Source organism: Micromonospora sp. NPDC007230, from assembly GCF_042869115.1.
Lineage (GTDB): Bacteria > Actinomycetota > Actinomycetes > Mycobacteriales > Micromonosporaceae > Micromonospora.
The window spans coordinates 491,340-511,783 of record NZ_JBIAFE010000001.1; the positions used below are offsets into that span (position 1 = coordinate 491,340).

General features: G+C 74.7%; 22 protein-coding genes. 9 read left to right on the forward strand and 13 right to left on the reverse strand.

The annotated features are described in order from the left end of the window. Positions 1-139: 139 nt before the first annotated feature. Both ACFYML_RS02420 and hisC read left to right on the forward strand, forming a co-directional pair. Entirely contained in the window at positions 140-1,162 is a 1,023-nt protein-coding gene (locus tag ACFYML_RS02420) for an RDD family protein (RefSeq protein ID WP_387418884.1), read from the forward strand. Next, a complete protein-coding gene (gene hisC / locus ACFYML_RS02425; RefSeq protein WP_387418885.1) occupies positions 1,159-2,262 on the forward strand; it encodes a histidinol-phosphate transaminase in 1,104 nt (367 codons plus the stop codon). Before ACFYML_RS02420 ends, hisC begins: the two co-directional genes overlap by 4 nt. Before the next feature lie 84 nt (positions 2,263-2,346). On the opposite strand, the gene ACFYML_RS02430 is transcribed toward hisC, so the two are convergent. The 5 genes from ACFYML_RS02430 to ACFYML_RS02450 all read right to left on the reverse strand — a co-directional run bounded on the left by ACFYML_RS02430 (position 2,347) and on the right by ACFYML_RS02450 (position 6,682). Further along, entirely contained in the window at positions 2,347-3,612 is a 1,266-nt protein-coding gene (locus ACFYML_RS02430; RefSeq protein ID WP_387418886.1) for a PQQ-binding-like beta-propeller repeat protein, read from the reverse strand. Positions 3,613-3,674: 62 nt separating this feature from the next. After that, positions 3,675-4,157: an SRPBCC domain-containing protein gene (locus ACFYML_RS02435; protein ID WP_387418887.1), complete on the reverse strand. Its 483-nt coding sequence runs from the start codon at positions 4,155-4,157 to the stop codon at positions 3,675-3,677. Between the two features lie 114 nt (positions 4,158-4,271). Then, positions 4,272-4,481: a DUF397 domain-containing protein gene (locus ACFYML_RS02440; RefSeq protein ID WP_387418888.1), complete on the reverse strand. Its 210-nt coding sequence runs from the start codon at positions 4,479-4,481 to the stop codon at positions 4,272-4,274. Positions 4,482-4,619: 138 nt separating this feature from the next. Next, positions 4,620-5,819, reverse strand: coding sequence for a fumarylacetoacetase (fahA, locus tag ACFYML_RS02445; RefSeq protein ID WP_387418889.1), 1,200 nt, complete (start codon positions 5,817-5,819; stop codon positions 4,620-4,622). Beyond that, positions 5,816-6,682: a hypothetical protein gene (locus ACFYML_RS02450; RefSeq protein WP_387418890.1), complete on the reverse strand. Its 867-nt coding sequence runs from the start codon at positions 6,680-6,682 to the stop codon at positions 5,816-5,818. Before ACFYML_RS02450 ends, fahA begins: the two co-directional genes overlap by 4 nt. Before the next feature lie 94 nt (positions 6,683-6,776). Here ACFYML_RS02450 and ACFYML_RS02455 point away from each other — a divergent pair, with 94 nt between their 5' ends. Beyond that, positions 6,777-7,946 carry a homogentisate 1,2-dioxygenase gene (locus tag ACFYML_RS02455; protein ID WP_387418891.1) on the forward strand — a complete coding sequence of 390 codons (1,170 nt, stop codon included), beginning with the start codon at positions 6,777-6,779 and terminating at the stop codon, positions 7,944-7,946. Here the strand turns inward: ACFYML_RS02455 and ACFYML_RS02460 are convergent. Both ACFYML_RS02460 and ispF read right to left on the reverse strand, forming a co-directional pair. Continuing rightward, positions 7,939-8,964 (reverse strand): tetratricopeptide repeat protein, encoded by a 1,026-nt coding sequence (locus ACFYML_RS02460; protein WP_387418892.1) that lies wholly within the window; start codon positions 8,962-8,964, stop codon positions 7,939-7,941. The genes ACFYML_RS02455 and ACFYML_RS02460 overlap by 8 nt on opposite strands. 38 nt (positions 8,965-9,002) lie before the next feature. Next, positions 9,003-9,485, reverse strand: coding sequence for a 2-C-methyl-D-erythritol 2,4-cyclodiphosphate synthase (ispF, locus tag ACFYML_RS02465; protein ID WP_387418893.1), 483 nt, complete (start codon positions 9,483-9,485; stop codon positions 9,003-9,005). A 41-nt stretch (positions 9,486-9,526) separates the two neighbouring features. Between ispF and ACFYML_RS02470 the strand changes: the two genes are divergently transcribed. Beyond that, positions 9,527-9,655: a hypothetical protein gene (locus tag ACFYML_RS02470; protein ID WP_387418894.1), complete on the forward strand. Its 129-nt coding sequence runs from the start codon at positions 9,527-9,529 to the stop codon at positions 9,653-9,655. Here the strand turns inward: ACFYML_RS02470 and ispD are convergent. Then, positions 9,635-10,336, reverse strand: a complete 702-nt coding sequence (ispD, locus tag ACFYML_RS02475; RefSeq protein ID WP_387418895.1) for a 2-C-methyl-D-erythritol 4-phosphate cytidylyltransferase — start codon at positions 10,334-10,336, stop codon at positions 9,635-9,637. The two genes, ACFYML_RS02470 and ispD, sit on opposite strands and share 21 nt — an antisense overlap. 55 nt (positions 10,337-10,391) lie before the next feature. Next, positions 10,392-10,877 (reverse strand): CarD family transcriptional regulator, encoded by a 486-nt coding sequence (locus ACFYML_RS02480; protein ID WP_007073334.1) that lies wholly within the window; start codon positions 10,875-10,877, stop codon positions 10,392-10,394. Between the two features lie 328 nt (positions 10,878-11,205). Between ACFYML_RS02480 and ACFYML_RS02485 the strand changes: the two genes are divergently transcribed. Then, positions 11,206-11,898: a hypothetical protein gene (locus ACFYML_RS02485; protein WP_387418896.1), complete on the forward strand. Its 693-nt coding sequence runs from the start codon at positions 11,206-11,208 to the stop codon at positions 11,896-11,898. An 8-nt stretch (positions 11,899-11,906) separates the two neighbouring features. Here the strand turns inward: ACFYML_RS02485 and ACFYML_RS02490 are convergent, their stop codons facing one another. The 4 genes from ACFYML_RS02490 to ACFYML_RS02505 all read right to left on the reverse strand — a co-directional run bounded on the left by ACFYML_RS02490 (position 11,907) and on the right by ACFYML_RS02505 (position 15,760). Next, positions 11,907-12,497, reverse strand: coding sequence for a hypothetical protein (locus ACFYML_RS02490; protein ID WP_387418897.1), 591 nt, complete (start codon positions 12,495-12,497; stop codon positions 11,907-11,909). Positions 12,498-12,550: 53 nt separating this feature from the next. Next, positions 12,551-13,600 carry a type III polyketide synthase gene (locus tag ACFYML_RS02495; protein ID WP_387418898.1) on the reverse strand — a complete coding sequence of 350 codons (1,050 nt, stop codon included), beginning with the start codon at positions 13,598-13,600 and terminating at the stop codon, positions 12,551-12,553. A gap of 185 nt (positions 13,601-13,785) precedes the next feature. Beyond that, positions 13,786-14,952, reverse strand: coding sequence for an acyl-CoA dehydrogenase family protein (locus tag ACFYML_RS02500; protein ID WP_387418899.1), 1,167 nt, complete (start codon positions 14,950-14,952; stop codon positions 13,786-13,788). 46 nt (positions 14,953-14,998) lie between these two features. Further along, complete coding sequence (locus tag ACFYML_RS02505) at positions 14,999-15,760, reverse strand: methyltransferase domain-containing protein (RefSeq protein WP_387418900.1); 762 nt, start codon at positions 15,758-15,760, stop codon at positions 14,999-15,001. A gap of 45 nt (positions 15,761-15,805) precedes the next feature. Here ACFYML_RS02505 and ACFYML_RS02510 point away from each other — a divergent pair, with 45 nt between their 5' ends. The 4 genes from ACFYML_RS02510 to disA all read left to right on the forward strand — a co-directional run bounded on the left by ACFYML_RS02510 (position 15,806) and on the right by disA (position 20,426). Then, positions 15,806-16,645, forward strand: coding sequence for a UbiA family prenyltransferase (locus ACFYML_RS02510; protein ID WP_387418901.1), 840 nt, complete (start codon positions 15,806-15,808; stop codon positions 16,643-16,645). A gap of 140 nt (positions 16,646-16,785) precedes the next feature. Next, entirely contained in the window at positions 16,786-17,544 is a 759-nt protein-coding gene (locus ACFYML_RS02515; protein WP_387418902.1) for a hypothetical protein, read from the forward strand. A 103-nt stretch (positions 17,545-17,647) separates the two neighbouring features. After that, the gene (gene radA / locus ACFYML_RS02520; RefSeq protein WP_387275301.1) at positions 17,648-19,102 is read left to right on the forward strand and encodes a DNA repair protein RadA; all 1,455 of its coding nucleotides are present in this window, start codon (positions 17,648-17,650) and stop codon (positions 19,100-19,102) included. Between the two features lie 142 nt (positions 19,103-19,244). Then, positions 19,245-20,426, forward strand: a complete 1,182-nt coding sequence (gene disA / locus ACFYML_RS02525) for a DNA integrity scanning diadenylate cyclase DisA (RefSeq protein ID WP_387275299.1) — start codon at positions 19,245-19,247, stop codon at positions 20,424-20,426. Positions 20,427-20,444 lie beyond the last annotated feature (18 nt).

Consider the following 20,444-nt stretch of genomic DNA (forward strand, 5'->3'; position numbering starts at 1 on the left):
CGTGAGGAGTGAGCCGGGTTTGCGAGCCCCGCAGTCGCGAACTGAGATGGCACCGTGAGCGTGAGGAGTGAGCCGGGTTTGCGAGCCCCGCAGTCGCGAACTGAGATGGCACCGTGAGCGAGCGCAACGAGGCACGACCGTGAGCGTGGAACCCGGCTGGCACGTGGACCCCGCCGACCCCGAGACCCGACGGTACTGGGACGGCGAGGGCTGGATCGGCGCGCCGATCCCTGTCGACGCCACCCCGCCCGAGGGCCCGCCGCCACCCGAACCGTCCCCCGCCGCCGCGCCGGCCCCCACCGCCCCGGCCCAGCCCCCCGCCGCGCCGTATCCAGGGCAGCCGGTCGGCGGGCCGTACCCCGGGCAGCCGACCGCCGGGCCATACCCTGGGCAGCCGGTCAGCGGGCCGTACCCCGCGCAGCCGGTCGGCGGGCCCTACCCCGGGCAGCCGGTCGGCGGGCCGGCCCAGTGGCCGGGGCAGGCGAGCGGACCGGGCCAGCCGGCGGGACCGCCGCCGGGCTGGCCGTACCCGACCTGGCCGGTACGCCCGCCCGCGCCGCAGCCGCACGGGCTGCCGCTCGCGTCGTACGGCGCGCGGCTGGTCGCCCGGCTGATCGACCTCGGCGTGGTGTTCCTGCTCAACGTCGTGGTGAACGGCTGGTTCGTCTGGCACCTCCTCGGGGCGTGGGCCGCTCCGTGGCAGGAGTACTGGCACCGGGTCAACACGGGTGACCTCAGGAACACCGAGCCGCTGCCACCCCCCAGTGAGCAGGCCACCGGGCTGCTGGTCGCCATCCTGCTGATCGCCACCGCGCTCTGGTACGCGTACGAGGTGCCCTCGATGGCCGCCCGGGGACAGACCTTCGGCAAGCGGGTGATGGGCGTCCGGGCGCTGCCGATCGAGGCCGACCAGCCGCTCGGCTTCGGCCGGGCCACCCGGCGGTGGAGCACCCTCGGCCTGCCGACGCTGCTCTGGTACTGCTGCGGCTTCGGCCTGCTGCTGCAGTTCGTCGACGCGGTCTCCCCGCTCTTCGACCAGCCGCTGCGCCAGGCGCTGCACGACAAGCGGGCGCAGACCGTGGTGGTCCAACTCCCCCGCATCAGGCCCGAAACCCGTACCACCTCGCGCGACAGCGCCAATCCCCCGGGAGACACCCCATGACCGACACCGGACGTCACCAGCCTCCGCTGCGGCTGACCCGCGCCGACCTGGACGCGCTGCCCAACTACGTGCCCGGGCGCAGCCCGGCCGACCTGGCCCGCGAGCTGGGCCTGCCCGAGGCGATCAAGCTGGCCAGCAACGAGGTTCCCTACGGCCCGCTGCCGGGCGTGGTGGAGGCGGTCGCCGAGGCGATGGCCGGCTCGCACCGCTACCCGGACATGGGCGTGGTGGCGCTGCGCCAGGCTCTCGCCGAGCGGTGCGGCGTGGATCCCGACCGGATCGCCACCGGCTGCGGCTCGGTGGCGCTGGCCGAGCACCTGGTCCGGGCCACCTGCCTCCCCGGTGACGAGCTGCTCTACTCGTGGCGGTCGTTCGAGGCGTACCCGATCATCGCGGCGACCAGCGGCGCGACCAGCGTGCGGGTGCCGAACGACGCCGGCCACGGCCACGACCTGGCCTCGATGGCGGCGGCGGTGACCGACCGGACCCGGATGATCCTGGTCTGCAACCCGAACAACCCGACCGGCACGGCGGTCCGCAAGGCGGAGCTGGACCGGTTCCTCGACACGGTGCCGGACGACGTGCTCGTGGTGATCGACGAGGCGTACCGGGAGTTCGTGACGGACCCGGAGGTGCCGGACGGCCTGAGCTACCTGGACCGCCCGAACGTGGCCGTGCTGCGCACCCTCTCCAAGGCGTGGGGGCTGGCCGGCCTGCGGATCGGCTGGCTGGTCGCCGAGCCGAGCGTGGCCGCCGCCGTCCGCAAGGTCGTCACGCCGTTCTCCACCAGCCTGGCCGCCCAGGCCGGCGCGCTCGCCGCGCTGGCCCAGGCCGACGAGGTCGAGCGCCGCTGCGCGCTGGTCGTCGCGGAGCGGGACCGGGTCACCGAGGCGGTGCGCAAGCTCGTCCCGGACGTGCCGGCCAGCCAGGCCAACTTCGTCTGGCTGCCGCTCGGCGAGCGGGCCGTCGAGTTCGGCCGGGCGTGCGAGGCGCGGGGCGTGATCGTCCGGCCGTTCCCGGGCGACGGGGTCCGGGTCACCATCGGCACCCCGGCCGAGAACGACGCCTTCCTGGCCGCCGCCGAGGCGGCGCTGGCCTGACTGAAGGACGGCCCCCGGCGGTGCGGGGCCCCGCCGACCACACCGCCGGCTCGGCCGCCCCGCAGCGGTCGGCGGAGCCGGCGGTCAGGGGGACGTTCCCGTCGCCGCCAGCAGCACCGCCTCCGGCATCAGGTAGTACGCCTGGTCGTCGTCGTCCGGGGTCGCCCGCTGCCGGACCCGCTCCACGGCGACGTAGCCGTCCGCCGCGTACGCCCGGCCGGGCATCCAGCCGACCCCGTCGTGGCCGAGGTCCAGGACGAAGCGGGACCGTTCCGCACCGGTCGCCGGATCGAGGGTGACCAGCTCGTTCCGCTCGGTCAGCAGGTGCACCCGGCCCGGCTCGACCGCGATGATCCGTATCGGCCCCAGGTCCGCCCGGCGCCACAGCTCCTTGCCGGTGCGCGCGGAGCGGCCCGTGATCAGCCCCGCCGACGTGCCGACAGCCCACTCGCCGTCGAGTTCGGTGTCCGTGCCGTCGAGGGCGGGCGCGGCGACCGGGTCGCCCGGGCCGACCAGCCAGCCCCGACCGGTGCCGTCGCCGGGGCCGGAGACCCGCAGCCCCCGGCAGTTCGAGTGCCCGTCCCGGCAGCCCACGGGGGCCACCACCAGGTCCTCCGGGCCGCCGGGCGGCTGCCAGCGGGTACGTACCGCGCCGGTGGCGGCGTCCCGGAACTCGACCCGCGCCGGGCCGTCGCAGGCGTCCACCGCGAGCAGCTCGCCGGCCACCGTGGTCCCCACCTCGGTACGGCAGTCGCCGCCGACGTCGGCCCGCCAGAGCCGCCGGCCGTCGGCCAGGTCGTACCCGCCGACCCGGCCCGGGCCGGCCGCGACCAGCACCCGCCGGCCGTCGGCGGTACGGGTGGCGTACAGGCCGGCCGGGTCCCAGACAGTCGAGGCGTAGGTCCGGCGGGGCTTCGGCACCGCTCCCGGCACCGGCCCGTCGGCCCGCCAGGCGACCCGTCCGGTACGCGCGTCGAGCGCCACGAGGAGCCCGTCCGACCAGCGGCTGACCACGGTGGTGTCGTCGGCGAGCACCCCGACGAGCTGCGCCGGCCAGCGGCGGTACGACCAGAAGGGGGTCACCCGGTGCTGCCCGTCGACCGGCTGGTCGGCGTACACCTGGCGGTTGCCGGCGTAGACGCGGAGCCGGCCGTCCACGACCAGCGGCGCCACCGGCAGGCGGCCGATCACCCCGGTCTGCGGGCTCGGTGCCGGCGGGTACGCGCCCCGGGCGACCGTGTCGACCTCGGCGGGCGCGAGCACCCGGTAGGCCACGGCGGCCGCCGCGCCGACGGCCAGCACCGCCGCGAGCGCCATCGTGATCCACCGCCGCCCCTCGGGCCACCTCATGCCGCACCTCCGCCCGGCACCCTACCCACCGGCGGCGCCAGGTCCCAGCGAGGTGGGGCGGGTCAGGCGGCCTCTGCCGAGCGGGTGGGCCCGACGGCCTGCGCCAGGTCGGCGAGGTCCCGCCGGAGCGCCCCCTCCACGGCCCGGGCGGCCAGGCCGCCGAGGATCAGGGCCAGCATCCGGCCGTATCGTGCGGTCGGCACGGCCTCCTGCTCGACGGTGACCTCGGTGCAGCCGCGCCGCCGGCGCTCGACCCTCCGCAGCGTCCAGGTGATCCGGTAGTCCGCGCCGGCACCCCGCGAGCTGAGCACCAGCCGTCCCGGGGCGACCGCCTCGACCACCACGAACTCCTCCGGCGCCTCGGCGCCGTCCGGCCGGACCCGGGTCTCCCGCCAGGCGGTGCCGGGCCGGAAGTCCCCGGGGGTGAGGACGTCGACCGCGCCGACGGCGGAGAGCCACCGGGAGCGCGCGGGCAGATCGGTGAGGAGCCGCCAGACCTCGACATCCTGCGCTTCGATGAATGCGGAAACCGTGACCGTCGACATGGCACCTCCCGTGTCGTCCACGGTACGGCGCGTGAACGGGAAACGGGGAGCCTGGGGTGACATTTCCACCACCGGTGCCCGGGGGCAGGACACCGGGCGTGCGGCGGGCGGGGGTCAGCGACGGAACGCGTCGGCCCGGATCGCGGTGACGAACGCCGTCCAGCCCGGCGGGCGGACCGCCAGCCTCGGCCCGCTCCGATCCTTCGAGTCGCGCACCCCCACCACGCCGTACGCGGCGACCACGTTCGTCGCCACCTCGACACAGAGACCCTGGTCGTTGGAGCGGCTGCTGGTGCGCCAGACGGCGCCGGTCAGCTCGGTCATCCTCGTTCCCTCCTGTTCCGCTCGGGTGCGCCCCGGCCCGCACCGCCGGGGCGTACCGGATCCCGGACGATCAACGCGGGACGCAACGGCCCCGGTCGCACAGCCGGTGCGACCGGGGCCGGAGGGTGAAGACCCTGCTCAGCGGGGCGGAATGATGGTGCCGGTGACCTCGCCGAGGGCGATGGTGGTGCCGTCCCGGCCCGGGGCGGTGGCGGTGACGGTGACGGTGTCGCCGTCCTCCAGGAAGGTGCGGGTGGTGCCGTCGGCGAACTTGACCGGCTCGGTCCCGCCCCAGGTCAGCTCCAGGAACGAACCGACCTGGCCGCGCTCCGGGCCGGAAACCGTGCCGGAGGCGTAGAGATCCCCGGTACGCAGCGACGCCCCGTTGACCGTGAGGTGGGCGAGCTGCTGGGCCGGGGTCCAGTACATGGTGGCGAAGGGCGGCTCGCTGACCCGCTCGCCGTTCCACTCCACCGACAGCGTCAGGTCCAGCCCGAGGTGCGGGACGTCCTGCAGATAGCCCTGCACCGGCGGGTCCTGGTCGGGGGCGGGGACGAAGGCGTCGGCCAGCGCGTCCAGCGGGGTCACCCACGCCGAGACCGAGGTGGCGAAGGACTTGCCCAGGAACGGGCCGAGCGGCTGGTACTCCCAGGCCTGGATGTCGCGGGCGGACCAGTCGTTGACCAGCACCACGCCGAAGACGTGGTCGGCGAAGTCCGCGACGGACACCCGGTCGCCGAGCCGGCTCGGCAGGCCGACCACGAAGCCGACCTCGGCCTCGATGTCCAGGCGTACGGAGGCGCCGGTGGTCGGGCCCTGCGGGGTGGCCCGCTGCCCGGTGGGCCGGACCACCGGGGTGCCGGAGACCACCACCGTGCCGGCCCGGCCGTGGTAGCCGATCGGCACGTGCTTCCAGTTCGGCAGCAGCGGCGGCTGGCCCGGCCGGAAGATCTGCCCGATGTTGGCCGCGTGGTGCTCGGACGAGTAGAAGTCGACGTAGTCGGCCACCTCGAACGGAAGCAGCAGCTCCGCCTCGCGCAGTGGCACCAGCAGCGGCTCCACCGCCGGGCGGTGCGCGGCGTCGGTGAGCTGCTCGGTGACCCGCTGCCGGACGGCGGTCCACTGCGGACGGCCGAGCGCCATGAACTCGTTCAGCGTGGGCCGGCCCAGCGCCCCGGCCGCCAGCACCAGGCCGGCGGCCTCCGCGCCGGCCAGGTCCAGCACGAAGTCGCCGATGCGTACGCCGATCCGCGGCTCGCGGTCGCCGTGCCGGAACACCCCGTACGGCAGATTGGTCACCCCGTACGCCGAACCCTCGGCACCCGTCACCCAGGTCATTCCTGAAAGCCCCCGTTCACCAGCCCCAGCCGGATCAGATCGGTCAGTGGTTCCTCGATGCTGCACGAGCCGTACCCGACCCAGAGCGGGCGCTCGGTGTCCCGGTGCGCCCGGATCAGCTCTACCACCCGTACCGGGTCGGTGGCGGCGAGCAGCTCGGCGACCGCGTCCACCTCACCGCCGACGGTGGCGGCGAGCGCCGCGGCGAGCACGTTGACGAAGCCGTGGTGGGTGAAGCCGGTCTCCGGATCCCGGTGGCGGATCGCGTGGTGCAGCCCGGCGGTCAGCTTGAACGGCAGCTGCCGGTCCCGGCAGGCGCAGATCACCGCGGCCAACTCGACCGGGGTGGGGAAAAGCTCGGCGGCCAGCCCGCCGGTGCGGAACTTGGCCGCGACCGGCAGCCCGCCGGCCCGCGCCTCGGCGAGCGTGTCCAGGGCACCCAGCAGGCCGAAGGTCAGCGGGATCTCCGCGTAGACCCGGGTGCCGTCGAGCCGCTCGGCGAGTTTCAGCAGCTCGGTCAGGCCGGGCTGCGGGTCCTCACCGCGCTTGGCGACCGGCACCTCGATCTGCCGGGCCGTGACCCCGTCCGGCGCGAGGAACGACAGCGCGAAGGGCACGCCCGCGACGCCGGTGTCGCCGATCAGGCCGGTGACGAATCCCTCCGCCGGATCGACCAGCCCGCTGAGTTCACCGGCGGCGACGGCGGAGGCGGGCAGCAGGAGCGGGCCGACGAGGTCGGCATACCAGGCGGTGCGATGCCCCCGGTGGGCGACCACCGCCTCCGGCAGCGCGGCGCTGCCGGGCGGGAAGACCGCAGCGTCGTCCACCAGGCCGGCGAAGAGTCGGGGCACCTGCGTTGACACGAGACAAGAATGTACGGGACGCTACGAGGAACGGACAACCGCGTCCGATTATCGGACGCTTCTGGCCGGAGAACGGGACATATCGGGAGGCGAGATGCCGTACTACCGCAGGGTCGGTGAGGTGCCCCGCAAGCGCCACACCCAGTTCCGTCAGCCCGACGGCACCCTCTACGCGGAGGAACTGGTCGGCCAGGAGGGCTTCTCCTCCGACTCGTCCCTGCTCTATCACCGGCACGCGCCGACCGCGATCGTCGCCGCCGAGGAGTTCACCCCGCCCGCCGTCACCCGGGTGCCGAACCTCCCGCTCAAGCCGCGCCACCTGCGTACTCACAAGCTCGACGGGGCCGGTGCCGACCCGGTGCTCGGCCGGCAGTACCTGCTCGCCAACGACGACGTGCGGATCGCGTACGTGCTGGCCGACCGGCCGTCCCCGCTGTTCCGGGACGCCACCGGTGACCACTGCCTCTATCTGGAAGCGGGCTCGCTGCGGGTGGAGTCGCCGTTCGGCGTGCTGGACGCGGTGGCCGGCGACTACGTCATCATCCCCACCTCGACCATCCACCGGCTGGTGCCCACCGGCGACGGGCCGGCCCGGCTGCTCGCCATCGAGGCGGCCGGGCACATCGGCCCGCCCAAGCGCTACCTCTCCGTACGCGGGCAGTTCCTGGAACACTCGCCCTACTGCGAGCGGGACGTCCGGGGGCCGGACGCGCCGCTGCTGGTGGACGACGAGGACGTCGAGGTGCTGGTCCGGCACCGTCGGGGTTGGACGAGGTACGGCTACGCCCACCACCCGTTCGACGTGGTCGGCTGGGACGGGCACCTCTACCCGTGGGCGTTCTCCATCCACGACTTCGAGCCGATCACCGGCCGGGTGCACCAGCCGCCGCCCGTGCACCAGACCTTCCAGGGCCCGAACTTCGTGATCTGCTCGTTCGTGCCGCGCAAGGTGGACTACCACCCGGACGCCATCCCGGTGCCGTACAACCACCACAACGTCGACTCCGACGAGATGCTCTTCTACACCGGCGGCAACTACGAGGCCCGGCGCGGTTCCGGCATCGAGCAGGGCTCGATCTCGCTGCACCCGTCCGGCTTCACCCACGGCCCGCAGCCGGGCGCGGCCGAGCGCTCCATCGGGGTGGACTTCTTCGACGAGCTGGCGGTCATGGTGGACACCTTCCGCCCGCTGGACCTCTGCGACGCCGCGTCGGCCTGCGAGGACGACGGGTACGCCTGGACCTGGGCGCGGCGGGTCAGTTGACCGGGCGGGTGAGGACGGCGAATTCGGCGACCAAGGTCACCGTGATGGTGGCCACCAGGGGCCAGGGGCCGCCGACCAGCGCGTAGAGGACCAGCAGCAGGGGCGCGGCGGCGACCGCGTAGACCGCCAGGGCGAGGCTGCGATCGGCCCGCAGCAGCCCGGGCAGGATGGTGTTCAGCAGGGCCGGCGTCCGGGCCGCGTACCGCCACACCACCAGCGCCCCGCCGAGCGCGGCCAGCACGGCGAGGACCCGGGAGAGACCCGGTGCGCCCGGGGCCAGGAAGGCCACCACCACGGTGGCGACCAGCGACCAACCGGCGCCGTAGAGCACCAGCCGGCGCAGGCCCGCGGAGATCGTCCGGCCGGCGTCGAGTCGCGCCGGGTCCATCGCCGCCGCCTGCGTCAGGTGCTCCAGCGCCTCCGCGTAGCGGCGCTGCTCCAGCCGGATCACGCCCATGTCGTGCCGCGCCTCGGCGAGCTGCGGGTCGAGCCGCAGCGCCTCCCGGTAAGCCCGCTCGGCCAGGTCGTACAGCTCCAGCCGGGCCGAGACCAGGCCGAGCACCAGGTGCGCCTGCGGTGCCTCGGGCGCCAGCTCCACCCCCCGCCAGGCGGCGTCGAGCGCCTGCTGCCCGTTCCGCGAGCCGGCCAGGATGGCGGCGGCGCTGCGCTGGGCGTACGGGTCGGTCGGGCCGAGCGCCAGGATCTCGTCCGCGGTGCTCGCGGCGGCCTTCCACCGTGCCAGGTCGACCAGGGCCATCCCGCGCGCCACCAGCGGCGGTACGGCCCCCGGCGCCGCGGCCACGGCCGCCTCGGCGGCGTCCAGCGCCTCGACCGCCCGGTCGGCGGCGAGGTGCACCTGGGCCAGCATGGTCAACGCCTCGGCGTTGCCGGGGCCGGTCGCGAGCGCCGAGCTGAGCTCCCCGGCGGCCTCGTCGTACCGGCCCAGCTCGGCGAGGAGCTGTGCGCGCTGGAGGTAGCCGTCGGCGGCGGACTGGTCGGGGGCGGCGTCACTCGGCATCCCGGCGAGCGTAGCCGCCCGCGCCCCGCCCCGCCGACCTACTCCGTCGGGGCCTCGTACACCAGGGCGACCGCGATGCCGGTCAGCCCTTCGCCACGGCCGGTGAAGCCGAGGCCGTCGGTGGTGGCGGCGGAGACGGTGACCGGAGCACCCACCGCCGCGGAGAGCACCCGCTGCGCCTCCTCCCGGCGCGGCCCGATCTTCGGCCGGTTACCGATCACCTGGACCGACACGTTGCCGATCCGGAACCCCGCGGCCTGGACCCGTCGGGCGCTCTCGGTGAGCAGGGCCACCCCGGAGGCACCCGCCCACTCCGGCTGGTCGACGCCGAAGTTCGCGCCCAGGTCGCCGAGGCCGGCGGCGGAGAGCAGCGCGTTGCAGGCGGCGTGCGCCGCCACGTCGGCGTCCGAGTGACCGGCCAGGCCGTCCTGGTCCGGCCAGTGCAGGCCGGCCACCCAGCACGGCCGCCCGGGCGCGAAGGCGTGCACGTCGGTGCCGATGGCCACCCGAGGAACGATCATGACCCGAGGGTACGCCCGGATCAGTCCAGCCAGCCGGAGACGTGGCTGTCGGGGACGGCGACGCGCTGGAGGTGATGCTCGGGGTGTCCAGCGTCAAACTAGGCGGCGGTGACCTGAAGGGTCTCGCCGTGGACATCGCGAAGCTGGCGCTAACCCGCCTGGCCGGCTGAGAGCAGGTGCTCGGCGAGGGCCAGGTCGAATGGCCGGGTGACCTTGAGGGCGTACTCCGAGCCGGGCACGCAGACCACCGGCACGCCCTGCTTCTCCACCAGGCCGGCGTCGTCGGTCAGCGGATCGCCGGCCGTCGCGTGGGCGGCGGTCAGCACCGCCCGGCGGAAGCCCTGCGGGGTCTGCACGGCCCGCAGGGCGGACCGGTCCACCGTGCCGAGGACCAGCTCGCCCGCGCCGACCTCCTTGATCGTGTCGACGACGGGCAGCACCGGGATCACCGCATCGTGCCCGGAGCGGACGGCTGCGGCCACCGACTCGATCAGCTCCGGCGGGGTCAGCGCGCGGGCCGCGTCGTGCACCAGGACGATCTCCGGGCCGGCGGGGACGGCGGCCAGCGCGGCGGCCACCGACGCCTGGCGCTCCGGGCCGCCGGGCACCACGATCACCGGGGCCACCGGCGCGAGCATCGCCTGGACCGAATCGACGTCGGCGGCCGGGGCGGCCACCACGACGGTGTGCACGGAGGGCGCCGCCGCGATCCGGCGTACTGCGTGCACCAGCAGCGGCTCGCCGGCGAGCGGGCGGAGCGCCTTGGGGGCGCCGGGGCCGAGGCGTACGCCGGCACCGGCCGCAGGAACAAGGACCGCGACGTCACCGCGCGGATTGAGCTGCGCGGTCACGTCGCGGTCCTCGGATTTCTTTGCTACGGGGTGGGTACCGACGATGCTGTGGACCTCAGGCCTCGGTCAGCACCTTGTCGAGCAGCGTCTCCGCCTCGTCCTTGGTGCTCTTCTCGGCCAGCGCGACCTCGCCGACGAGAATGTCGCGGGCCTTGGCGAGCATGCGCTTCTCACCCGCGGACAGACCCCGCTCCCGCTCCCGGCGCCACAGGTCGCGGACGACCTCGGCGACCTTCAGCGGGTTGCCGGAGGCCAGCTTCTCCAGATTCGCCTTGTAACGCCGCGACCAGTTGGTCGGCTCCTCGGTGTGCGGTGCGCGGAGCACGTCGAAGACCTTGCCGAGGCCCTCTTCGCCGACCACCTCACGCACACCCACGATCTCGGCGTTCTCAGCGGGCACCCGGACCGTCAGGTCACCCTGCGCGACCCTCAGGACGAGGTACTGCTTGGGCTCGCCCTTGATGACCCGAGTCTCGATTGCCTCGATGAGTGCGGCCCCGTGGTGGGGGTAAACAACGGTCTCGCCGACACTGAAAACCATAGGTTCGAAACCCCTTTCGCTGTGTCTAGGGTAACACGCTCAGGCACCGATGTCTCACCGCTGTCCTGACCGTTGGCGCAGCTCAGGGGCCCTGTGAGAGGTATTTCTTCAGCTTGACAGGCGGTCAAACCGACGGTTTCCACACGCTCCGTGACCAACGGATGACAACCCGATGCGGGTGACGGAGCGTGGATGTCTAGGGCGATGCGCTCCTCCCATGGTAGCCCGGGAATCCCGAGTGCGCCCAGGTGTGGCGGTACGCCGACCGGTGCGGGACCCTGGGAGGTGGACGCGACGTCCGCTCACCGAGACGGTTCCTGGGGGTCCGATGGGCATGCCTGACGCTGAAGGCCAAGGGCCGCCGGACGGGCTGCCCGACCTGCCCCCGGAGTGGGGTCGGGTGGTCGTCCCCGACGACGCCTCGGCCCTCGCCGAGGAGGCCCGGCAGGTCCGTCGCGAGCTGCGCCGCCGGACCGGCCGCACCGCCCGACCGGCCGGCCGCCCGCCGCTGGGGCTGCCACTGCTGGTCCTGCTGGTGTCCGTGTTGATCACCCTCACCGGGCTGGCCGCGGTCACCTGGCCCCGCTCCTCGCGCTCCGGCGGCAGTCCCACGGTCGTCCCCTACCCGAGCAACTGGGTGGCGGTCGGGCCGCTCCCCGCGCTGGACCTGGTCGGCGCCGACGAGTCCCCAGTGCCGCTGCGCAGCCTGCTGCCGGCGATGATCGTCCTGGTGGACGCCTGCGCCTGCGCCGAACAGGTCACCCAGGCGGCGGCCGCCGCACCCCCGGGCGTCACCGTGGTGACCGTCACCGAGGGCCGCCAGGCCGAGCCCGCCACCGCCCCCGGCGTACGCACCCTCGCCGACCCGGCCGGCGGTCTGCGCGCCTACTCACACCTCGCGGCCCGCCCCGGCACGGCCCCCGCGCTGCTGGTGGATCGGGAGGGCACCCTGGTGCGGGTCGTACCCGAGCTGGGCCAGGTCGAGCAGTATCGCGACGACCTGGCCCGTATCGCCGGCTGACCGACCGGTCAGGACCTGGTCAGGAGCCGGGCATCCAGGTCGACCTCGCCGTCGGCCACGGTGAACCGCACCAGCAGCGGGCCGCCACCGCCGGCGGTGAGCGGGCGGGCGAGCGGCGTCTCCGCACAGGTCGTGGTCAGTGGCGTGCTGTCCTGGTCCGAGCCGGAGTAGGCCACCGTCAACGTCCCCGGGCCGGTGCAGGACACCGCGAGCAGGTGGCGCTCGCCGGCCGACGGATTGGTCTGCCGGACCAACGGAGCGTCACCCGCGCCGAGGTGGGACCGCTCCGACCAGAGGGCGTGCGGGCTGAACGCCTCAGCGGCGGCGCCCGGCTCCTGATGGACGACCAGGCCCTCGTCCGGGTCGGCCTCCGGCCCCAGGGACACCTGTCCGGTGTCCGGGTCGACCAACACCCGCCTGGTGTCCGGGTCGGCCAGCCGCACCCCGGGCTCGAGGAAGGCATCCGCCGACGGGCTGGGTGAGGCGCCGGTCGGGCCGAGCACCGGTGCGGCCTGTCGCCACCACCAGCCACCGGCGGCCAGCCCGGCCACCGTCAGCCCGGCCAGCAACGCACCCCGTACCCGGTCGTCGGCGCCCATGCGGTCAGGGTAGCCGCGCGGCCCGGCCGGCACCGTCCCGCGCCACCGGCCGGTCACCCGGTGCGGTCGAGCAGGGCGGCGTACAGGGTCAGGCCCGGTCCGAACGCGAGCATCACGATCCGCTCCGGCGGCGTCTGGGCCCGGCGCAGCCGATCCAGGATCAGCAACACGGTCGGAGACGAACAGTTGCCGTGCTCGTCCAACGTGGCCCGGGACGCCGCGAGCGCGTCCGGCGGCAGGGCCAGTTCCGCGTCCACCACGTTGAGGATGCGCGGGCCGCCCGGGTGCACCGCCCAGCCGTCCACCTCGGAGACCGTCCGCCCGTGCCGGGCCAGCAGCTCGTCGACCAGCCCCCGGACGTGGCGCGAGAGCACCTGCGGGACCTTCGGCGACAGCCCCATCCGGAAACCGGTGTCGGTGACGTCCCAGGTCATGTGGTCGGCGGTCGAGGTGTCGGTGACCGAGGTGACCTCCCGCAGCGCGTACCCCCGGCCGCCGGGGACGAGCACGGCGGCGACCGCGGCGTCCGAGAAGAGCGCGTGCGAGACGATCTGCTGGGTGTCCACCCGGACGCCGGCGGGCTGGATGTGCAGGCTGGTCAGCTCGGCGCAGAGCAGCAGCGCCGGGCGGCCGCGGGCGCTGACGAAGTCGCTGGCCGCGCCGAGCCCGGGCAGGGCCGCGTAGCAGCCCATGTGGCCGACGAACATGCGCTGGGTGTCCGGGGCCATGCCCAGGTCCCGGGCGAGCAGGATGTCCAGCCCCGGGGTGGCGTACCCGGTGCAGGAACAGACCACGAACAGCCCGACGTCACCGGCGTCCAGTCCGGCGGCGGTGAGCGCACGGCCCACCGCCTCCTTGCCGAGCGGCAACGCCTCGACCTGGTAGCGCCGCATCCGACGCTCGGTCGGCCACTCGGAGACGTCCTCCAGCAGCGGGTTCACCGCCGCCTGTCGCCGGGACACCCCGGAGTTGGCGAAGATGCGCTCGGCCAGGGCGTGCGTGGTCCCGGAGAAATGCTTCGCGAAGAAGCCGTCCCAGAGCTCGTCCTGCGTCGTGGTCGGCGGCAAGGCCGTACCCACACCCGCGATCACCGGCACGGCCATGTCGCCCACCTCTCGTTTCCGATCCCACGCTTCACCAACGACCATCTCCCGTGCGCGACTGCGGGGTTCGCAAGCCCGGCTCACTCCTCGCGGTCACCAACGACCATCTCCCGGTCGCGACTGCGGGGTTCGCCCGCCGCGCTCACCAACGGCCGGCGCCCGTCGCCGGTGCTGGCCCGCCGCGCTCACCAGCGGGGCGTCGCGCCGTCGCGGTCCGGGTCGCCGCCGAGCGCGGCGATGCCGAGCCAGTCGGCGCAGACGTCGGAGGTCGCCGGGTGCAGCGAGCCGCACCGGGCGTCCCGGTAGAGCCGCTCCAGCGGGTGGCCCCGGCGGGTGGCCGAGGTGCCGGCGGCCTCCAGCATGGACGCCGCCACGTCGGCGGCGGTGGTGCCGGCCAGCAGCTTGGCCCGCCACACCCAGCGGTTGGTCTCCGGGTCGCCGGGCGCCTCGTCGACCCGGCGGGCCGCCTCGGCCACCACCAGCTCGGCCGCCGCGACCGCCGCGTCCGCCCGGCCCAGCCGGGCCCGGACCGCGGGCAGGCCGGCGAGGTTACGGGCGTTCAGGTGCTCGGCCGCCGCCTCGATCGCCGCCCGGGCCACCCCGACGTAGACGGCGGCGTAGCTGGCCACCAACCAGTGCGGCATGAGCTGGGCGACCACCAGGGCCAGTCCCTCCACCCCGCCGAGCAGCCGGTCGGCGGGCACGGTGACGTCCAGATGCAGGTCGTGCGAGGAGGTGGCGCGCATGCCCAGCGAGTCCCAGGTGGCCTCGACGGTGATGCCCTCGCCGGCCGGCACGAGGAACTGGGAGACCACCGACTGGTCGGCGGCGCTGCGGGCGGCGACCAGATAGCCGTCCGGATGCCCGGCACCCGAGCAGAAGGTCTTGCTGCCCTTGATGTGCCAGCCCCCGTCGACCGACTCGTACACCGTGCTGAGCTGCGACAGCCGGGCGCCGGCGCCGCGCTCGCTCATCGCCACCGCGTACCAGGCGCCGTCGGCCGCGGCGCGGAGCAGCCGGTCCCGGGCGGCCAGCGCCTCGTCCGGTACGCCGAGCGCCTCGGCCAGTTCCTCGGTGACCGCGCCGAGCGCCCCGGTGACCGAGGCGTGCATGTTGAACACCAGCGCGGTGGCGCCGTTGCCCCGGGCCAGCTCGGTGGCGACGGCGGCGTACTCGGCGAAGCTGGCGCCCGCGCCGCCCAACTCCCGGGGCACCATCAGCCCGAAGAGCCCGGCCTCCCGCAGGTCGGCGAAGTCGTCGACCGGAAAGGAGCCGTCCCGGTCGTGGCCCGCCGCGCGGGCAGCCAGTCGCGGTGCCAACCGGCGGGCCGCCTCCAGCGCGTGCACAGTCATGTAGAGCCCCCTTCTCGACGTCCCCGCTACCCCGGCCCGGCCCCGGCTACCCGTTCCGGACCCCGTGGCCCTGGTAGAGCACGGCGCGGGACCAGGTCGGCACGATCCGTGGCGTCCGCCCCGCCGGACGGTCGGCGGCGCCACTGCGCATCCGGCGCAGCAGCCAGGCCAGCGTCCCGCCCAGCTCCGGCCGGATCCCGCGCAGCCGCAGCGCGACGCCGTGCCGGGCGCACTCGGCGACCAGGGCGTGGGCGTCCACGAACAACCGTGGATCGTGGATGCCGCGCGGCACGGTGGGCAGCCGTTCGCCGATCTCCACCGCGATCAGCCGGGCCAGCACGGTGTCGTTGAGGGTGTCCAGCACCAGCAGGCCGCCCGGACGCAGCAGGCGACACGCCTCGGCCACCGCGCGGCGCCAGTCCGGCACGTGTTCCAGCAGTTCGCCGGCCGAGACCACGTCGGCGCAGCCGGCCGCGAGCGGGACGGCGGTGGCGTCGGCGCGGAGCGCGGTCACCCCGTGCGCGGCGGCCTGGACAAGGGCGGAACGGGTGAGGTCCACCCCGAGGTGCCGGTAGCCCTTGCCGGCCAGGTGCGGGGCGAGCAGCCCGGCGCCGCAGCCGAGGTCGACCAGGACGGCGTCCGGCCTGGACGCCGGGGGCACCAGGTCGGCCCGGGCCCGGGCCAGCCAGTGCAGCATCGCGAACGCGCCGTCGGGCCGCCACCACTCGCCGGCCAGGTCGTCGTACTGGCGGGGGTCGTTGGGTGGCAGCACCCGGAGCGGGGTGGACACGGGGGCCGCGTCGCGCATGGACAGAGCGTGACACGACTCCCCGGTAACGACCAGACTTCTCTTATGTCGTCGTCGGTGTTAGGGCTGGTCAGGGCGAGCCATCCGGAGCCGGCCGCCGCGGTCACCGTGGTGGCCGGGCTGCTGGCCTGGGGGGTCGGGCACCGACCCGTCGGGATCGCCGTCGTGGTGCTCACCGTACTGGCCAGCCAGCTCGCCGTCGGCTGGAGCAACGACCTCATCGACGCCGACCGGGACGCCGCGGTGGGACGTACCGACAAGCCGGTGGCCAGCGGCCTGATCGGGCGGCGTCCCCTCGCCCGAGCCGCGGTCGCGGCCGCCGTCGCCACCCCGCTGGCGGCGCTGCTCACGGGTGGCACGGCGGCGCTCTGCGTGACGCTCGGGCTGGTGTCGGCGCTGCTCTACAACTGGCCGCTGAAGTCGACCCCGGTGTCCGTGTTGCCGTACGCGGTCTCCTTCGGCACGCTGCCCGCGTTCGTGGTGCTGGCCCTGCCCGGCGCGCCCGCACCCCCGGTCTGGCTGGTGACCGCCGCCGCCTGCCTGGGCGCCGGGGCCCACTTCGCCAACGTCCTGCCTGACCTGGCCGACGACGCCCGGACCGGGGTGCGCGGGCTGCCGCACCGGCTCGGCGCGGCGGGCAGCCGGGTGGCCGCCGCCGCGCTGCTCCTCGCGGCCACCGTCATCCTGGTCGTCGGGCCGCCCGGGCCGCCGTCGTGGGCGGGCCTGTCGGCGGTCGCCGCCGCCGTCCTGGTGCCGGCCCTCGGCTGGTACGCCGGACATGCCGCGGCCCGGGCCGGTGGCCGGCAGGTGGCCGCCTTCCGGGCGGTGATGCTGGTGGCGCTCATCGATGTGGTCCTGCTGGTGGCGAACGGACGGGTGGTCTGACGGATCCCCGGAAGGTGGCATAACCGGGTCGGCGTGCGGGCCTCGATCAGCCCCAACTACCCTGGAGCGCGGTCTGCGCGGGTATGACCACCCCGTGCCCGGCGTACGGCCGGGTGGGGATCGTGACGAGGAGGACCGACGTGACGCGCTCGATCAGGGGTTCCCGGCGGGCGGCCCTGTTGCTGGCCGGTACGGCGGCGGCGACGAGTCTGCTGCTGTCCGGGTGTGGCGCCGGCCAGGTGGCCGAGACCGCCAAGAAGATCCCGTCGGTGCAGGGCGTCAACGTCCAGACCCCCGACAACGTCTACGCGGTGCGCGGCCTGTACGTGCAGTTCCCCGGCGTCGAGGGCTACCAGGCGGGCGCCAACGCCCCGCTCAACATGGTGATCTACAACGACAGCGCGTCCCCGGTCACCGTGACGGTCACCACCGACAGCGCCCGGGACGTGGTGCTGGCCGGTGCCACGCCGAGCGGCGCCCAGGCGAGCCCGAGCGAGTCGGCCACCGAGCCGGCGTCCGCGTCGCCCAGCCCGACCGAGCCGTCAGCCTCCGCCAGCGCCGCCGAGTCCGCCAGCGCCTCGGCCAGCCCGTCGGCCTCGCCGAGCGAGTCGGCGCCGACCCAGCCGGCCCGGATCGAGATCCCGGCGCTCGGCTACGCCCAGCTCAACACCAACAGCGGCCGCTTCCTCCAGCTCGTCGGCCTGAACGACAAGCTGCTCTCCGGCCAGCAGGTCGACCTGATCTTCGACTTCGGCAACGGCAAGACCATCAAGACCGCGGCCCCGGTCGGCGTCCCGCTGACCCCGGCCGCGCGCCCCTCGCCGGTCGTGCAGCCCCGCGAGGAGGAGGGTGGCGCCGGCCACCCCGGTGGCCTGGTGGAGGGCGGCGGCCACAGCTGATCGACCCGTTCATCGACGACACCGCCGGTGTGGCCAGCGCCACGCCGGCGGTGTCGTCGTTTCCGGGTGGGCTTTCGTCGTACCGCCCGGTTAGCGTCCTGGGGTGAGCACCTCCCGATCGACGTCCCCCCGCACCACCGCCGCGACCGGCCGGAGCCGGGGCGCCGCCCGCGAGCCGCGCCCGGCGTACGAGTGCGACGCCTGCGGCCACCAGCCACCCAAGTGGGTCGGGCGCTGCCCGGAGTGCGGCGAGTGGGGCTCGGTGGTCGAGTGCACCGTCACCGGGCCGCTGGTCTCCGGCCGGGTGGTCAGCTCCCGGATGCCCGCCGAGCCGGCCCGCCCGATCGCCACCATCAGCGCCGCGCCGGCCCGGGCCCGGCCGACCGGGGTCAGCGAGCTCGACCGGGTGCTCGGCGGTGGCCTCGTGCCCGGTGCGGTGGTGCTGCTCGCCGGCGAGCCGGGGGTCGGCAAGTCGACGCTGCTGCTCGACGTCGCCCAGCAGTGGGCGGCCAACGCCGGCAGCCCGTCGCTGGTGGTCAGCGGCGAGGAGTCGGTCAGCCAGGTGCGGCTGCGCGCCGAGCGGATGGGCACCCTGCACGAGCAGCTCTATCTGGCCGCTGAGAGCGACCTGTCGGCGGTGCTCGGCCACCTCGACGCGGTCAAGCCGGGGCTGCTGGTGCTCGACTCGGTGCAGACGATCTCGACCACCGGTACGGAGGGCGTGCCGGGCGGGGTGACCCAGGTCCGGGCGGTCACCGCGGCCCTGGTGGCGGTCGCGAAGGAGCGGGGCATCGCCACCGTGCTGGTCGGCCACGTGACGAAGGACGGTCAGGTCGCCGGCCCCCGGGTGCTGGAGCACCTGGTCGACGTGGTGCTGCACTTCGAGGGCGACAAGCACTCGTCGCTGCGGATGGTCCGCGGGGTGAAGAACCGGTTCGGCGCGGCGGACGAGGTGGGCTGCTTCGAGATGCACGAGGGTGGCATCAGCAGCCTGGCCGACCCGTCCGGGCTCTTCCTGACCCGCTACGCCGAGCCGGTGCCGGGCACCTGCGTCACGGTGGCGATGGAGGGCCGGCGGGCCCTGGTGACCGAGGTGCAGGCGCTGATCGGGGCCACCGTGGCCGGCTCGCCGCGGCGTACGGTCTCGGGGCTGGACGGGGCCCGGCTGGCGATGGTGCTGGCGGTGCTGCAGCGGCGGACCGAACGGCTGACCCTGCACGACCGCGAGGTGTTCGCCGCCACCGTGGGCGGCATCCGGGTGGTGGAGCCGGCGGCCGACCTGGCCGTGGCGCTCGCGGTCGCGTCCGGCGGCCTCAACCTGGCCATCGCCCCGCACCTGGTGGCGATCGGCGAGGTCGGGCTCACCGGCGAGGTGCGCCGGGTCGGTGCGGTCCCCCGCCGGCTGGCCGAGGCGGCCCGGCTCGGTTTCCGGTTGGCCCTGGTGCCGCCGGGTTGTGGTCCGACCAGCAGCGGGGTGACTCAGGACAACATGCGGGTGATCGAGGTCACCGACGTCCGCGCGGCACTTCAGGCGGCCGCCCGCGCGTCCGCGGAGTGACGCGTGGGACGGCGGGGGCGGACCGGCTGGGCGATTTCGGGACACCGGGCGCACCCGGTTGTTGATCACCGAAGTAGGACATCGTGACACATCACAGTAACCACGAGAGCACCCACCGCACGGCAGTCCGTAGACTGTGCCCGTGCCGATCGACCGCGATGCCACCAAGCCCGCCGCGGCGACGCCGCACGCCCGCACCGGCGCGGTGGGCTCCCCCGCCCGTCCGATCAACGTGACCGTCACCGGAGGCGTCGGCGCCGGCGGAGATCCGCTGCGCGCCAACCTCGCCCTGATGGCGCCGGGCACCGCGCTGCGCGACGGGCTCGAGCGCATCCTGCGCGGCCGCACCGGCGCGCTCATCGTGCTCGGCTACGACAAGGTGGTCGAGCAGATCTGCACCGGCGGCTTCCCGCTGGACGTGGAGTTCTCCGCCACCCGGGTCCGCGAGCTGTGCAAGATGGACGGCGCCGTGGTGCTCTCCAGCGACGGCACGCGGATCGTCCGGGCCGCGGTGCACCTGATGCCCGACCCGTCCATCCCCACCGAGGAGTCCGGCACCCGGCACCGCACGGCCGAGCGGGTGGCCCGGCAGACCGGCTACCCGGTCATCTCGGTGAGCCAGTCCATGCGGATCATCAGCCTCTACGTCAACGGCCAGCGGCACGTGCTGGACGACTCGGCGGCCATCCTGTCCCGCGCCAACCAGGCCCTGGCCACCCTGGAGCGCTACAAGCTCCGCCTGGACGAGGTCTCCGGCACCCTCTCCGCCCTGGAGATCGAGGATCTGGTGACCGTACGCGACGCGGTGGCCGTGGTGCAGCGGCTGGAGATGGTCCGCCGGATCGCCGACGAGATCGCCGGATACGTGGTGGAGCTGGGCACCGACGGCCGGCTGCTCGCCCTCCAGCTCGACGAGCTGATGGCCGGCGTGGACGCCGACCGCACCCTGGTCATCCGGGACTACCTCCCGGTCGGCCGCAAGTCCCGCACCCTCGACGAGGCGCTGGTCGAGCTGGACCTGCTCAGCGCCACCGAGCTGATCGACCTGGTGGCGGTGGCCAAGGCCATCGGCTACCCGTCCGCCTCCGACGCCCTCGACGCGGCGGTGAGCCCGCGCGGCTTCCGCCTGCTGGCCAAGGTGCCCCGGCTCCCCACGGCCGTGGTCGACCGGCTGGTGGTGCACTTCGGCAGCCTCCAACGGCTGCTCGGCGCCACCGTGGAGGACCTGCAGGCGGTCGAGGGAGTGGGCGACGCCCGCGCCCGGGGGGTCCGCGAGGGTCTGTCCCGGCTCGCCGAAGCGTCCATCCTGGAGCGGTACGTCTGAGCCCGCGCCCGCCCCGGC